13 protein-coding genes and 1 pseudogene are annotated in these 14,217 nt (G+C 72.6%); 8 read left to right on the top strand and 6 right to left on the bottom strand.

Annotated elements, in window-relative coordinates; all coding sequences use genetic code 11:
• The first annotated feature begins 160 nt into the window (after positions 1 to 160).
• The 3 genes from MUK52_RS31635 (at position 161) to MUK52_RS31625 (ending at position 2,927) form a co-directional block, all read left to right on the top strand.
• Positions 161 to 514, top strand: coding sequence for a hypothetical protein (locus MUK52_RS31635; protein ID WP_114059242.1), 354 nt, complete (start codon positions 161 to 163; stop codon positions 512 to 514).
• A gap of 335 nt (positions 515 to 849) precedes the next feature.
• Complete coding sequence (locus MUK52_RS31630) at positions 850 to 1,440, top strand: carbonic anhydrase (RefSeq protein ID WP_114059241.1); 591 nt, start codon at positions 850 to 852, stop codon at positions 1,438 to 1,440.
• A complete protein-coding gene (locus tag MUK52_RS31625; RefSeq protein ID WP_114059240.1) occupies positions 1,437 to 2,927 on the top strand; it encodes a SulP family inorganic anion transporter in 1,491 nt (496 codons plus the stop codon). Before MUK52_RS31630 ends, MUK52_RS31625 begins: the two co-directional genes overlap by 4 nt.
• Before the next feature lie 146 nt (positions 2,928 to 3,073).
• Here MUK52_RS31625 and MUK52_RS31620 read toward each other — a convergent pair whose 3' ends face one another.
• The 3 genes and pseudogenes from MUK52_RS31620 to MUK52_RS31605 all read right to left on the bottom strand — a co-directional run bounded on the left by MUK52_RS31620 (position 3,074) and on the right by MUK52_RS31605 (position 8,052).
• Entirely contained in the window at positions 3,074 to 4,606 is a 1,533-nt protein-coding gene (locus MUK52_RS31620; RefSeq protein WP_284581873.1) for an FAD-dependent monooxygenase, read from the bottom strand.
• A 481-nt stretch (positions 4,607 to 5,087) separates the two neighbouring features.
• Entirely contained in the window at positions 5,088 to 6,443 is a 1,356-nt protein-coding gene (locus tag MUK52_RS31615; protein WP_284581872.1) for an AMP-binding protein, read from the bottom strand.
• A 333-nt stretch (positions 6,444 to 6,776) separates the two neighbouring features.
• Positions 6,777 to 8,052 (bottom strand): annotated as a pseudogene (locus MUK52_RS31605) (RNA-guided endonuclease InsQ/TnpB family protein).
• A 144-nt stretch (positions 8,053 to 8,196) separates the two neighbouring features.
• Between MUK52_RS31605 and MUK52_RS31600 the strand changes: the two are divergent.
• The 3 genes from MUK52_RS31600 to MUK52_RS31590 all read left to right on the top strand — a co-directional run bounded on the left by MUK52_RS31600 (position 8,197) and on the right by MUK52_RS31590 (position 9,760).
• Positions 8,197 to 8,523 carry an anthrone oxygenase family protein gene (locus MUK52_RS31600; RefSeq protein ID WP_284581870.1) on the top strand — a complete coding sequence of 109 codons (327 nt, stop codon included), beginning with the start codon at positions 8,197 to 8,199 and terminating at the stop codon, positions 8,521 to 8,523.
• 98 nt (positions 8,524 to 8,621) lie between these two features.
• Positions 8,622 to 9,119 (top strand): GNAT family N-acetyltransferase, encoded by a 498-nt coding sequence (locus MUK52_RS31595; RefSeq protein ID WP_284581869.1) that lies wholly within the window; start codon positions 8,622 to 8,624, stop codon positions 9,117 to 9,119.
• Positions 9,116 to 9,760, top strand: coding sequence for a LysE family translocator (locus MUK52_RS31590; protein ID WP_114059236.1), 645 nt, complete (start codon positions 9,116 to 9,118; stop codon positions 9,758 to 9,760). The genes MUK52_RS31595 and MUK52_RS31590 overlap by 4 nt, the downstream gene beginning before the upstream one ends.
• A gap of 352 nt (positions 9,761 to 10,112) precedes the next feature.
• Here the strand turns inward: MUK52_RS31590 and MUK52_RS31585 are convergent, their stop codons facing one another.
• The 3 genes from MUK52_RS31585 to MUK52_RS31575 form a co-directional block, all read right to left on the bottom strand.
• The gene (locus MUK52_RS31585; protein ID WP_284581868.1) at positions 10,113 to 11,093 is read right to left on the bottom strand and encodes an AraC family transcriptional regulator; all 981 of its coding nucleotides are present in this window, start codon (positions 11,091 to 11,093) and stop codon (positions 10,113 to 10,115) included.
• 10 nt (positions 11,094 to 11,103) lie between these two features.
• Positions 11,104 to 11,955 carry an NmrA family NAD(P)-binding protein gene (locus tag MUK52_RS31580; RefSeq protein ID WP_246043055.1) on the bottom strand — a complete coding sequence of 284 codons (852 nt, stop codon included), beginning with the start codon at positions 11,953 to 11,955 and terminating at the stop codon, positions 11,104 to 11,106.
• Positions 11,956 to 12,022: 67 nt separating this feature from the next.
• Positions 12,023 to 12,421 carry an SgcJ/EcaC family oxidoreductase gene (locus tag MUK52_RS31575; RefSeq protein WP_284581867.1) on the bottom strand — a complete coding sequence of 133 codons (399 nt, stop codon included), beginning with the start codon at positions 12,419 to 12,421 and terminating at the stop codon, positions 12,023 to 12,025.
• A 59-nt stretch (positions 12,422 to 12,480) separates the two neighbouring features.
• On the opposite strand from MUK52_RS31575, the gene MUK52_RS31570 reads away from it, so the two are divergent.
• Both MUK52_RS31570 and MUK52_RS31565 read left to right on the top strand, forming a co-directional pair.
• Positions 12,481 to 13,026 carry a flavoprotein gene (locus tag MUK52_RS31570; RefSeq protein ID WP_284581866.1) on the top strand — a complete coding sequence of 182 codons (546 nt, stop codon included), beginning with the start codon at positions 12,481 to 12,483 and terminating at the stop codon, positions 13,024 to 13,026.
• 390 nt (positions 13,027 to 13,416) lie between these two features.
• The gene (locus tag MUK52_RS31565; protein ID WP_246043054.1) at positions 13,417 to 14,091 is read left to right on the top strand and encodes a ScbR family autoregulator-binding transcription factor; all 675 of its coding nucleotides are present in this window, start codon (positions 13,417 to 13,419) and stop codon (positions 14,089 to 14,091) included.
• The last annotated feature ends 126 nt before the right edge of the window (positions 14,092 to 14,217 follow it).

The following is a 14,217-nucleotide window of genomic DNA, read 5'->3' as shown; positions in this document are numbered from 1 at the left end:
CCCCGACCCCTCGGAATCCGGCCACTCCCGAGGGGCTTTGGTCACGTCCGGTTAACGTTCCACTCAAGGTTGAGGTGCTAGCGTCACCGTCAGGGGGCGGCCGCCGTGCCCCCGGTCCGCTGTTACGTGCACCGATTCTTGCCGTGGGAGGAGCCGAACCGTGACACGATCCCGAACCGGCCGGTTCCTCCTGGCGACGCTGGCCGCCACCCTTCTGGCCCTGCTGTTGGCCCGCGGTGACGGGGTACCCGAGAGCCGCCCCGTGCCGGCGCTCGCCGTCGGCACGGAGAGCCCGCTGTGCGACGAGGCCGCGCCCGCGGCGAAATCCGCCCCGGGCCACTGCCGCAACGCCGTCCGCTCCGGGTCCACCGGCGTGGACCGGCCCGGCCGGAGCGGCGCCCGCCCAGCGGACGGAGCCAGGCCCGCGACCGCCGCCGACACCTCCGGCCCCTGCGTGCCGGCCGGCATGTCGGGGTCGAGACGCCTCGCAGCGATCCAGGCGTTCCGCTGCTGAACAGCGCCGCACACCGCGCCACAACGCCCGCCTCCGGCGGCCGACCCCACCCCGGTCCGCCGTACCTGCCGCCGCCGCGCGTGCCACCGTACGCCCGCACCCCGCGCCGTGGAGCCCCGTACGCCGGAACGCATGCGGCCGCCCACCGTCCCGCGCTGCCTCCGCACGCCGGCACTCCGACGCGCTCGGAACGCAGCCTACCTGCCACACGTACCGACGTTTTTCGGACTCATTCCATCCTCTAGCACCCCTTGAGTCACTCCTTACTCACGTCACAGCACACGTCACAGCACACGTCACACCGACGCGCCCTCAGACGCATCAGGAGGCATGACATGCAACACCTCATCGAGCACGCCCGCGCCTTCCCGGAGCTCAACGTGCAGCCGGAGGAACTGAGCCGGCTCGCCTCCGGCCAGTCCCCGCAGGCCCTGTTCATCACCTGTTCCGACTCCCGGGTCGTCCCGGCCCTGATCACCGGGGCCCGCCCCGGCGAGCTGTTCGAGCTGCGCACCGCGGGCAACATCGTCCCCCGGCACGACCAGCCCCACCCGGCCGGCGAATCCGCCACCATCGAGTACGCCATCGAGGTGTTAGAGGTCTCCGACATCATCGTGTGCGGACACTCCCACTGCGGCGCCGTCGGCGCCATGGCCCGCGGGGACGACCTCACCGCCGTGCCCGCGGTCCGCGAATGGCTGGAGCAGGCCACCCCCCTCCCGGCCGGCGCCGGCACCGCGCCGCCCGACCTCTCCCGCCCGGTCCAGGCCCACGTCCTGGACCAGCTCGACCGGCTGCGCGCCTACCCGAGCGCGGCAGCGCGGCTGGCCGACGGCCGGCTGCGGCTGCACGGCTGGTTCTACGAGGTCCACACAGGTTCCGTACTGGCCCACCAGCCGGACGCCGACGCCTTCCTCGCCCTGTGAGCGCGCACGACAAGACCGCCGGACGGCGGCTGCCCGACCCGTCGAGCCTGGCCCGCGACTTCGGGGCCTCGGTCGTCGTCTTCCTCGTCGCCCTCCCGCTGTGCGTGGGCGTCGCCGTCGCCTCCGGGGTGCCCGCCGAACTCGGCCTGGTGACCGGGATCGTCGGCGGGATCGTCGCCGGCGCGATGCGGGGCAGCAGCCTCCAGGTGTCGGGGCCCGCCGCGGGCCTGACCGTGCTCGTCTTCGAAGCCGTCCAGGAGTTCGGGGTGGCCGCGCTGGGCGTGCTCGTCCTGTCGGCCGGACTGCTCCAGATGCTGATGGCCGCGCTGCGGCTCGGCCGGTTCTTCCGCGCCATCTCCCTCGCGGTCGTCGAGGGCATGCTCGCCGGCATCGGGCTGGTCCTCATCGCGGGCCAGCTGTACGCGATGGCCGAGGTCAAGGCGCCCTCCAGCGGACTGGACAAGATCCTTCAGCTGCCGGGCACCCTGGCCGGAGCCCTCGGCTCCACCGCCTCGCCGGCCGCCCTCGCCGTCGGCGCCGGGACCATCGCCGTGCTGGTGCTGTGGAAGCGGCTCCCGAAGGCCGTGCAGACGGTGCCGGGACCGCTCGCCGCGGTCGGACTGGCCACGGCCGCCGTGTACCTGCTGGGGCTGCCGGTGGCGAAGGTCGAGGTGCAGGGGCTGCTGGACGCGGTGAACCCGCCGGGCGCGGGCGACTTCGCGCAGCTCGCCGGCATCGGCGCCGTCGGCACCGTCCTCGCGTTCGCCCTGATCGCCTCGGCTGAGAGCCTGTTCTGCGCCGCCGCCGTCGACCGGCTCCACGACGGGCCGCGCACCGAGTACGACAAGGAGCTCATGGCCCAGGGCGCCGGCAACACCGTGTGCGGACTGCTCGGGGCCCTGCCGATGACCGCTGTCATCGTCCGCAGCGCCGCGAACGTGCAGGCGGGCGCGCGGACCAAGGCGTCCCGCGTGCTGCACGGCGTGTGGCTGCTGCTGTTCGCGGCGCTGCTGCCGGCCGCGCTCGGCGTCATCCCCGTGGCCGCGCTGGCGGGCGTCCTGGTACACGCCGGCTGCAAGCTGATCCCCGTACGGGAGATCGGGTCGCTGTGGCGGGAGCACCGGGGAGAGGCCGTCGTCCTGGTGGCCACGGCCCTCGCAATCGTGGCGGTGGGCATGTTCGAGGGGGTGCTCGTCGGACTCGCCCTGGCCGTGGCCAAGACGGCGTGGGAGACCTCGCACGTCCGGGTCGAGGTCGTCGACAAGGGCGCCGGCCCCGTCCAGGCCCACCTGACGGGCAACGCCACCTTCCTGCGGCTGCCGAAGATCCTCGACACCCTGGAGTCGCTGCCGCACGACAGGCCCGTCGAACTACACCTCGGCGGCCTGCGCCACCTCGACCACGCCTGCCGGACGGCACTGGAGAACTGGGCCGAGCGGCACGCCTCGGAGGTGACGGAACCGGTCGGGGTGCCCTCCCCGGTCTGACCGGGCCGGGCAGGCCGGACCGGCCGCCGGCAACCCGACGGGGGCCCGCCGCCACCGCGCGGCGGGCCCCCGTCGGCACACTCGCCGGAAGCTCTACCTCCGGTTCCGTTTCCGATTCCGTTTCCGTACGGGGGGTGCGGGACCGGTCAGGGCAGCACCGCCGGCGCGGGCGCGGCGAAGTGCTCGGACAGCGCCGCCTCCAGCCCCTCCCCGCCCGGCGCCCAGGCCACATACCCGTCAGGCCGCACCAGCAGCGCCTCGTACGGGATCTCGGGCACGGGGCGCGCGCGGACCACGCGCAGGACGCCCTCCCAGTCGCGGGCCGTCTCCCGGTGTACGCAGGCCCCGTCCCCGAAGGACAGCAGCAGGGGCCGGCCCTCCTGGAGCAGCCCGATGACGTCGGTCTCCCCCTGCGGGGTGCGGAGCGCGACGTTCGGCAGGAACGTCCCGCCTCCGGAGGGCGTGCGCCCGGTGCAGCCGGGGAGGACCGTGTCCTGGGCGCTGATCATGTTCCGCAGGTGTCCGGCGTCCCGGTCCGCCGACAGCAGGGCGGCGAAGAGGGCACGGAGGGCGTCGAGTTCGGGGCCGGGCCGCATCAGGGCGAGCTGGGCACGGGTGTTGTCGAGGACCCTGCGGGCGGCGGGCCGGCGTTCGCGGTCGTAGCTGTCGAGGAGGCGGGGGCCCGCCTGGCCGCGGACGGCGAGGGCGAGCTTCCAGCCGAGGTTGAGGGCGTCCAGCACTCCGGTGCTCAGGCCCTGGCCGCCGATCGGGAAGTGCACGTGCGCGGCGTCCCCGGCCAGGAAGACGCGGCCCCGGCGGAACGTTCCGGCCAGGCGGGCGAAGTCGCTGAACCGGCCGAGCCAGCGCGGCTCGTCCATCGCGATGTGGCGGCCCGCGATCCAGGCGACCTCACGCCGCAACTCGTCGAGGGTGGGCGGCAGGTGCCGCTCGCTGTGGGCGCCCGCGCAGTTGAGGGTGCGGATGTGTGTGTCCCCGGTGTGCGGATCGCTCTTGGCGACGATCCAGCCGTGCGGGGTGCGGTGCCAGCCGTCGGCGAGGGCGCCGTCGCGCAGCCGGACGGTGCCGGTCAGCGCGGAGACGGTCGCGGGGTGCGTCTCGGAGGTGATGCCCGCCTGCTCGCGGACCGTACTGCGGGCGCCGTCCGCGCCGACCGCGTAGCGGGCGGTCAGGGTCAGGGGGCCGTGCGGCCCCTCGGCTCTGACGGTCACCGCTCCCCCGGCCCCGGCGCCGGCGCCGTCCTCCGGGTTGTGCTCCGGCTCCTGTTCCTGGCTGATCGCCGCGACCCGGTGGCCGCGGAGGATCCGCGCGCCGGCCTTGCGGGCACGGGCCTCGAAGAGCCGCTCCAGCTCGGCCTGCGGCCATTTGAGGATGGGCTCCGGCTCGCCTTCCGGCGCCGTGATCACCAGGCCGGGCAGCCCGGCGAAGTGGAACGGGCAGCCGCAGCCGTCGCCGCCCGCCGACAGCGGCACGTGCTCCGGGAGGTGCCCGCGCCGGGCCAGGCACTGCACGGCCCGGGCGTGGAGCGTCGTCGCCTTGGGCCGCTCGGACACCGCGTCCTGTGCCTCCAGCACCACGGTGTCGACCCCGTACCCGGCCAGTTCGGCGGCGATGAGCAGCCCGACCGGCCCCCCGCCGATGATCACCACATGCGTCTGCATATCCGATGCGCCCCCTGCTCGCCTTCGACTGAAGCCGTGCCCGATCGGTGCACGGGCGCCTGCCGGCCGGCGTCCCCCGCACGACGCGGGAACCATACCGGATGGCCGGTTCTTTCGTAACGGCCTGAAGTAGGTGTAACTGCCTTGTAGCACAGGCGAGTTGCGAGGTCGTTGAGCCTTCCGGCACGGAAGGCGAACGGCCGGCCCGCGGAAGGCCGGTCGGCCTCCCGCGGGCATACGACGCACCACACGGCATCGTGAAGCGCCTCCGGAACGGAGTTCGCCGACGTGGAGGAACGGGCCGACGAGCAGCAGCCGGCCGGCACCCGAGGGACCGGGGCGCCACCGGCGCCGCCGCTCTCGGTCCCTCCCGCTCTCAGTCCCTCCCGCTTTCGGTCCCTGCACGGAACTGCAGGTCAACCCCCTGCCCCCGCGCCGTCAGCGACTGAAGCGACTCAAAATTCCGATAGGGGAAGCGAAACTACCTCGGCGCGGGCCCGGCCTCGTCGGCGAGCAGCAGCTTCTTCTGCGGCTTGCCCATCGCGTTCCGCGGCAGCGACGCAACGAAGCGGACCTCCCGCGGCCGCTTGTGCACGGACAGGTGCGCGGCGACGAAGTCGGTGAGTTCGGCGCCGGTCACTCCCTCGGCGACGACGAAGGCCACGATCCGCTGCCCCAGATCCGCGTCGGGCACACCCACAACCGCCGCCTCCTGCACCTTCGGGTGGTCCAGCAGGGCGTTCTCGATCTCCCCGGCGCCGATCCGGTACCCACCCGACTTGATCATGTCGATGGAGGCCCGCCCCACGATCCGGTGCACCTGGTCCTCGTCGACGGCGGCGATGTCGCCCGTACGGAACCACCCGTCCTCGGTGTACGCGGCCGCGGTGGCCTCCGGCCGCCCCAGGTACCCGGAGAACAGCGTCGGCCCGGTGAGCTGGAGCTCCCCGATCTCCGCACCGGGCTCGGCGGCGATCCGGGTGCGGATCCCCGGCAGCGGTGTGCCGACCGTGCCGGGGCGCACCTCCCCGCCGGCCCGCCCGCTCACCGTGATCAGGGTCTCCGTCATCCCGTACCGCTCCACGGGCCGCAGCCCGGTCAGCCGCTCCAGGTCCCGGAAGACCGGCGCGGGCAGGGCCGCGCTCCCGGAGACCAGCAGCCGCGCCCCGGACAGGGCGCGGGCGGCCTGCGCGTCGGCGGCGATCCGGGACCACACGGTCGGCACCCCGAAGAAGAGGCTGCCGCCGGCCCGCGCGTACGCCTCGGGGGTCGGCCTGCCGGTGTGGACAAGCCGGCTGCCGGTGCGCAGCGCCCCGAGGACACCGAGCACCAGACCGTGCACGTGGAACAGCGGCAGCCCGTGCACGAGAGTGTCGTCGGCGCTCCACTGCCAGGCTTCGGCGAGGGCGTCGAGGTCGGCGGCGATGGCCGCACGGGTGAGGACGACCCCCTTGGGCGCACCGGTCGTCCCGGAGGTGTACAGCACGAGCGCGGGATCCTCCGGCGCCCCGCCCGCACCGGCCGGGGCTCCCGCTGCCCTGCGTGCGAAGTCCACCTCCACGGTGACGGCCCCGGAGTCCCGCAGGATGTGCTCCCGCTCCGCCGGGCCGGCGTCGGGCGGCAGCGGAACGAACGGCACCCCCGCCAGCAGCCCGCCGACCGCCGCGGCCACCGTCTCCAGGGACGCCGTCGCGGTCACGGCGAACGCCGGTGCCCCGGCCACGTCGGCCGCGACCGCGCGCGCCGCGGCCAGCAGCTCCTCGTACGAGGCGGTCCGCCCGGCAACACTTACCGCGTCCGCGCGGTCCCCGTACGCCCCGTCCAGTGCGGTCAGCACGCTCAGCCTCCTGCCGGTCGATGCCGGATGCCCTCACCCGGCGCTCCACGGCCAGGCTACGGCCTACGCGGCGCCGACCGACCGCGCGCCGGGCCCTCACCAAGACCCGCGACAGCACCCGTCCCCGCCCGTACGATCGGCACCCGGCACCACCACCGCACCGCGACCGACACCAGGGAGCCCCGGACGTGGAACTCGCAGCACTCGCCTCGCTCATCGCCGCCACCCTCACGACGGGCCTCATGGCGGGCCTGTTCTTCGCCTTCGACGTGTCGGTGATGCCGGCTCTGAAGCGCTGCGACGACCGCACGCTCATCGAGGTGATGCAGCGCATCAACACGGCGATCTTGACTCCTCCCCTCCCTGAAGGGAGGGGATTCCCAGCTCACTTCGCCTGGCCCCCGGCGGGGGTGCAGGTCTTACAAGATCAGCACTGGCCGGGTACGAGACCAGCCCGGACGAGCATCACGCGGGCGGAGTTCTTGTCCCTGGGGGACACTGCTGCGCACGCGGTGCACGTATACGTTCTCTCGGAAAGAGGCAGGCGGTGCTTGGCTCTCGCTCCGCAGTGCGCGCAGTCCATGGTGGTGTGCGCGGGGTGGACCAGGTGCACGGTGCGCCCGTGCTTGCGGGCCATCTCGACCAGCGCGGTCTTGGTGGCTCCGATCGCGGCGTCTGCCGCCTTGCGGGCCATGGTGGACTTGGCGAGGAACTTCGGGCGGAAGTCCTCCACGGCGAGGTGGTCGAAGTCGCGGACGACGGCCTTGGCCCACTTGCGGCCGGTGTCCTGCCGCTGCCGGGCGATCTTCTTGGACACCTTCGCCGCTGCCCGGCGGGCCTTCTTGTAGCCCTTGGTGTCGGGCCGGTTCTTCGCAGTCCGGCGCCGGGCCATCATCCGCTGGTAGTGCGCGAGCCTGGCCGCGGCCGTCCTGCCGTGCTGGGCGTGCGGCAGGTCGTGGGCATCGGAGGTGGTGGTGGCGGTCTCCTCCACGCCCCAGTCCACGCCGATCACACGACCGGTCTCCGGCAGGGCCTCGGTCACCGCCCGGACGACGAACGACGCATACCAATGCCCGAGGCTGTCCCGGTACACCCGCACCGAGGACGGAGACTTGGGCAGGTCACGCGACCACACCACCGTCAGCACGATCCCGCCCGCCAGATCCAGACGGCCGTCCTTGAGGCGGAAACCACGAGTCGTGTAGTTCAGCGACGGCGCGGCCTCGCGCTTCTTCTTCGGGCGCGGCATCCCGGCCCGCTGCCGCATCGGCAGCTTCGCCTTGATGTCCCCCAGCGCCTTCGCCCGGGACTTGGCGAAGTCCCGGATGATCTGCTGCTGAGGAACCGAAGCACCCTCACGCAGCCAGCTCATCGACCGGCGGGCCTCGGTCAGCATCTTGTCGAGCTGCGCCGGGCCGCACGTCGTCTTCTCGCCGGTCGCCTTGTTGTGCTTGTGGACCTTGCAGGACATCGCCACGCACTCGTTCCACACCCACCGGCACCGCCCCCACTCCGCTTCCAGAGCGGTACGGGCCGTGGACGACAGACGCAGCCGGAAGGTGTACCGGGCGTGCCCGGCCACCGTCTCGGACATCACTGCCGTCGCCATGATCCGCAACGTAACACCCGCCACTGACAACGAAAGAGAGTGCAGGCCAGAACAGATGCGAAGAGAACTCCGGCGCTCCGCGCCTCCACGCCAAGGACGCATTCCTCCCCAGCCTGAAGGCCGGGGCATCCTGGAAGAAATCAGGTGAACGGCTGGTTCCTCACTGGCTTCCTGGGCGCCCTCCTCTTCACCGGCCTCGCCCTCGCGCTGCACCTCGCAGGCGGCGGGGGCCGGGCGGCCGTCCTGCTGACAGCCGCGCTGTGCGCGTACGTCCTCGCCCTCGCCGTCACGGGACGGATCAACATCCCGCTGAACAACGCCCTGGAGCAGGCGGGTCCGGCGGACCGCGTCCCCGACCCGGCGGCAGTCCGGCAGGCGTTCGAGTCCCGCTGGGTCCCCGCGAACCGCTGGCGCACGGCACTCTGCACGATCGCCCTGGCCTGCCTGGCCGGGACCCTGGCAGTCCGCTGACGAAGTCCCCGCACGGGAGCAACCCCCGGCACATCCAGCCGCCATGACGGCCTGTCGAGCACGGAGACGCGTGCCGGGGCCCCGGATAGGGTGCGCCCATGAGCACTGCCGCACAACTGCGCCTGGAACCGGTGACCGCAGCCAACTTCGACGCCGTCTGCGCCGTCGAGGTCCGCCCCGACCAGTCTCACCTGGTCTCCCCCGTGGTCAAGTCGCTTGCCGAGGCATACGTCCATGGGCCGGCCGCCTGGCCGCGTGCCATCGCCGACGGCACCGAGGTCGTCGGCTTCGTGATGGCGTTCCTGGACGTGGCGTGGAATCCCGAGAAGGACCCCGCGGACATCCGCTCCGGCATCTGGCGCCTGAACATATCCGCCGCCCACCAGGGCAGGGGCTACGGCCGCTTCGCGGTCGAGGCGGTCACGGCGGAACTGGCCCGCCGCGGCGCGACCCACGCCTACGTGACGTGGGAACCCGGCCCTGGCACCCCGGAGCCGTTCTACCTGAATCTGGGCTTCCACCTCACAGGCGAAACCTCAGGCGGCCAAGCGGTGGGCGTCCTCCCCCTCGCGCCTGCCACAGGAGTCGTCCAGTGATCAGTCTGGCCGCAGTGGGGGGAGTCGCCCTGGTCGAACTGGGCATGGCCCTCACCCCCGGACCGAACATGATCCACCTCGCCTCACGCGCGATCACCCAGGGCCGCAGGGCAGGGCTGGTCAGTCTGAGCGGGACCGCCGTGGGATTCCTGTGCTACCTGCTGGCCGCGGCCGCCGGGCTGTCCGCACTGTTCGCCGCCGTCCCCCTGGCGTTCACGGTGGTCAAGCTCGCCGGAGCCGCCTACCTGGCCTACCTGGCGTGGGACATGCTCAAGCCCGGCGGCCGCTCGCCCTTCGCCCCGTCCAACGACCTGCCTCCCGTCTCCGACGCCCGCCTGTTCTCCATGGGGCTCCTCACCAACCTCCTCAACCCCAAGATCGCTCTCATGTACGCCGCGCTCCTCCCCCAGTTCATGGACCCGCAGGCGGGCCCGGCCTGGGCGCAACTGCTGCAGCTCGGTGCCGTGCAGATCACCGTGGGGCTCGCGGTGAACGCCCTGGTCATGCTGGGCGCAGCACGTGTCTCGGGATTCCTGGCCACCCGCCCCCGCGTCATGACGGCCCAGCGGTATGCGGCAGGCGGCCTCCTCGGCATCTTCGCCCTGCGCACGGCTTTCACCCGCACCCCCGTCTCCGCCTGACACACACCATCCGCCCCCGGACCGGAACGATCATTAACGCCGTTAACGCCGCCCCTCCCCCGAGAGCCCCACGCCTCAACCATTAACGCCGTTAACGCCACCCCCTCCCCCACCCCCGATGGCCGGCCGGCATTAACGCCGTTAACGCTGGGCACCTGCCACCGCCAGGCCTGACCGTTAACGCCGTTAACGCTCGGAGCGTCGCCCCCTCCCCACCCCTCACCCCCGGCAACCGTTAACGCCGTTAATGCCCCCACACCCAGCGGCCCTCTGCCGCCCCCCACGCGCCCGGGGCCGTTAACGCCGTTAACGCCCATGGGCGGGGCGGAACACTCCGCGATCATTAACGGCGTTAACGCTCCCCCGGGCCGGGCGGTGTCGGCGGGGCCGATGTGGCGGGCTGGGTGCGGGACTGTTGCGGGCTGAGGCCGCGGACTCGTTTGAACGCCGTCGACAGGGCGAACGCCGAGCCGTAGCCCACCCGCCGGGCGACGGTCGCCACAGTGGCGTCCGGTTCGCGGAGGAGGTCCGCGGCCAGCGCCAGCCGCAGCCCCGTCAGGTACGCGATCGGAGGCTCCCCCACGACCTCCGCGAACCGTCGCGCCAGTGCTGCCCGGGATACCCCGGTCTTCTGCGCGAGCTCTGCGACCGTCCAGCCGTGGGCCGGGTTCTCGTGCAGCAGCCGCACCGCCCGTCCGACGACCGGGTCGGACTGAGCGCGGTACCAGCCCGGTGCCCCCGAACCCGGGTCGGCGAGCCATGCGCGCAGCACTCCGATCAGCAGCAGGTCGAGCAGCCGGTCGAGGACGATTTCCTGGCCCGGTTCGTCGCGGGAGACCTCGGATGCGAGCAGCCCGATCAGCGTGGCGTCGACCTCGGCCGCCGGCCGTACGAGGACGGTCGGCAGGGCTCCCAGCAGCCGCCGCCCGACCTCGCTCGGCTCGGTGTAGGTGCCGCTGAGCATGACGACGGACCCGGCATCCTGCACCGTCGTGCCCCAGGTCCGGACTCCGAGATCCATCGCCCCGTTGACGTCGGTGCCGTCCGGAAGGCTGCAGTTCTGCTCGGCGTCCACGGTGATCTGCACCGGCGTCCCCTGCTCGTCCGCCAGCGTGTACGGGTCCGGACCGCGTACGACGGCGACGTCCCCCGGGCGGATCCGCACGGGTGCGCCCCCGTCCGGAAGGAGCCAGCCCTCCCCCCGGACCATCGTCATGACCGTCAGCGGCGCCCGGTCCTCGATGCGGACCGCCCAGGGCGGATCGAAGACGGACTTCAGCACGACGGCACCCCGCGCCTTGGGCCCTTCGAGCAGCCCGCTCATCATGTCCATGCTGTCCTGCTCACACGTCCCAGACGCCGGTGGCCGCCGCCTCGCGCACGTACGCGGAGAAGTCCCGCGGCGGCCTGCCGAGCACGTCCTCGATGCCGTGCACAACGTGGGCGTTGCGCCCGTCCAGCAGCAGCCCGAACAGGTCGGCGAAGTCCTCGTGCTGCCCCTGCTCTCGAAGGACCGCCCGGAAGTCCGCATCGGAGACGGGCACGTACGTGATCTGCCGCCCGGTCGCCTTGGACAGCTCGGCCGCCACGTCGCCGAAGGACAGCAGCCGCGGCCCGGACAGCTCGTAGGTGCGGCCGATGTGCCGGTCGTCCTCCAGCGCCGCCACGACGACGTCGGCGATGTCGTCGGCGTCGACGAACGCCTCGACGGCGTCCGCGGTCGGCAGGGCGAACTCCCCGGCGCGCACGGATTCCAGGAAGAAGTCCTCGTCGAAGTTCTGGTTGAACCAGCTGGCCCGGACGACCGTCCAGTCGGCGCCCGTCGCTTTCACTGCCTCCTCGGCCCGCTGTGCGGCCTGCTCCCCGCGCCCGGAGAGCAGCACCAGGCGGCGCGCCCCGGCGGCGACGGCCGCCTCCGCGAGCGCGCCGACCTGCTCGGTGGCGCCAGGGAAGGACAGGTCGGGGTGGTACGTCACGTACACCCGGTCGACCCCGTCGAGGGCGGCCGCCCAGCCGGCCGGCTCGTGCCAGTCGAAGGCGGGCTGCCCGCTTCGCGACCCCACCCGCACGGGACGGCCCTTGTCCTGGAGCCTGGCGACGACGCGCCGCCCGGTCTTGCCGCGTCCCCCGATGACGAGGGTCGTCCCGGCCGCTGTCTGCGCCTGCGTCTGCGTCTGCATCTCTGTCTGCGTCATGGCCCCAGTGAAGCCGGTCGCCGCGAGACGGGCCATGGCCGAGAGGCTCGCCCGCATACGCGTGCGTCTAGGCGGCGCGGACCTGCGTGTTCTGGCAGGCCGTCAGCAGCCAGCGGCCGTCGCCGCCGCGCGTCATCACGTACAGCGGCGCTCCTTCGCTCTCCGGGCGCCCCTCCGCGTCGGTGTACAGCTGGCGCACCTTCACGGCGGCGACATCGGGCCGCAGGAACTGGGTGTGCACCACGTCGTAGGTCACCTCGCCGTCCCAGCTCGCGCCGGGCAGCACGGACCGGGTGAAGTCGGCTATCGCATCGAAGCCGATGAGGACCTTGCCGTGTGCGGTCGTCCACAGGGCGTCGGGGTGGAAGAGGGCGAGGAAGCCCTCCGCATCCTTCTCACGCTGGGTGCGCTGCACGTCGGCGACAACCTGCTCAATGGCCTTCAGGGCCGTGTCTTCTTCGCTCATGGCTCCGATGCTCTGCCCTCAACTGTGGTCGAGGTCAAGGAATGTGATCACATGTCGCTATGACCAGCACGAAAACGCTCTATCTGCTCTGCTCCGCCGCACCGCCCGTGTTCGACGTGGCCCACGTGATCGAGGACGCCCAGTCCCGAGGGTGGGACGTCTGCCTGGGGCTCACCCCGACGGCCGCACACTGGCTCTCCGGCAGCACCGACGGGCTGGCCGCCCTCACCGGGCATCCGGTGCGCTGGCAGTACAAGCTTCCCGGCGAGCCCGATGTCTGGCCCGCGGCCGACGCGGTGCTCTTCGCCCCGGCGACCTTCAACTCCGTGAACGCCTGGGCGCTGGGTCTGACCGACCGCTTCGCGATCGGTATCGCCGCCGAGGCGCTCGGCAAGGGCGCCACGGTCGTCACCATGCCGTGTACGAATGCCGCCCTGGCAGCGCACCCGCAGTTCGAGCCGTCGCTGGCGACCTTGCGCACCGCCGGAGTGACGGTGCTCTTCGGGGAGAACGGCTTCGTCCCGGGCCCCGCGGGCCAGGACGCCCCGCCGCACTTCCCCTGGCAGACGGCCCTGAACGCCCTGGACGCACCGCCCGCCCCGTAGCTTGGCACCGTGAACGCCCCACAGGGTCGGGACCATTAACGCCGTTAACGCCCTCGTCCCTGGCGCCTGACGGCTGGCACATGGCGGCCGGGCATTAACGGCGTTAACGCTCGGCAGGCCCCGGCCGCCCCGGCCGCCCGCTGGGGGAGAGGCGTTAACGGCGTTAACGCTCGGCCCGCCGCCGACGCGACCAGGCCACCCGACGGGGAGGGGCGTTAACGCCGTTAACGCCGTCAGCGCCCCTCCCCACGCTCCAAAAAGTACCTGTCGACTGGTATTTTTTGGCGTCCTCCCAGTACATTGGCTCCGGTGCAGGCCGCGTCCCCGGGCCCGCACGAGAACCGCCGCAGCGGCGCAGCCGCTCGGCCGAGAGCAGCAGGAGTGGCGTACGTGGCGAGGGCCCGGCAGGAACGTGCCGAGATCACCCGGCAGGCGATCCTCGACGGCGCCGCGAAGGCCTTCGACCGCAGCGGCTTCGGCGGGACCAGCCTCAGCGACGTCGTCCGCCACGCCGGAGTGACCAAGGGCGCCCTGTACTTCCACTTCCGCTCCAAGGAAGCCCTCGCCCGCACGCTGATGGACGAGCAGTTCCAGGTCTCCGCGGACGTCCCGGCCATAGAGGACCCGGGCCTCCAGACGGTCATCGACCTGTCGCACCAGATGGCGCACGGACTGCGCACAAACGTCCGCATCCGCGCCGGCATCCGGCTCGTCATCGAGTTCGGCTCCTTCACGAACCCCGACCCGGCGCCCTACGACGCATGGATCGAGACGGTCCGCGTGTGCCTGGCGCCGGCCCGGGAGCGGGGGGACCTCCTGCCGGGGCTGGACGTGAACAACCTCGCGACGTGCCTCGTCGGCTCGTTCACCGGCATCCAGGTCACCTCACACGTCCGCACCGGGCGCAGGGACCTCCACGACCGGGTCGCCGACCTGTGGACGTTCCTGCTCCCCGGGATCGTTCCCGCGGACCGCATACCGCTCTTCGCGGCCGCCGGGTCGCCCGACCTCCGAGCCGAACTCGGACTCGTGTCAGCGGACTCGGCGGCGGTCGGGGTCGGCTGACCCCGTCGGCCCCGCCCGGTCGGCCCCGCCCGAACGTGCCGCCCAGGGCGGCCTCGCATGCGCCGTGGTGAACCACGGGGGTGCTCGCTACGGCGTGTGCGAGGCCGCCCTGTCGGCTTTCCGGAC

This window comes from Streptomyces sp. 2P-4 (assembly GCF_030167965.1).
Lineage (GTDB): Bacteria > Actinomycetota > Actinomycetes > Streptomycetales > Streptomycetaceae > Streptomyces > Streptomyces globosus_A.
Note: the sequence above shows the minus strand (reverse complement) of the source record. Positions and strands in the feature narration are given on the sequence as shown.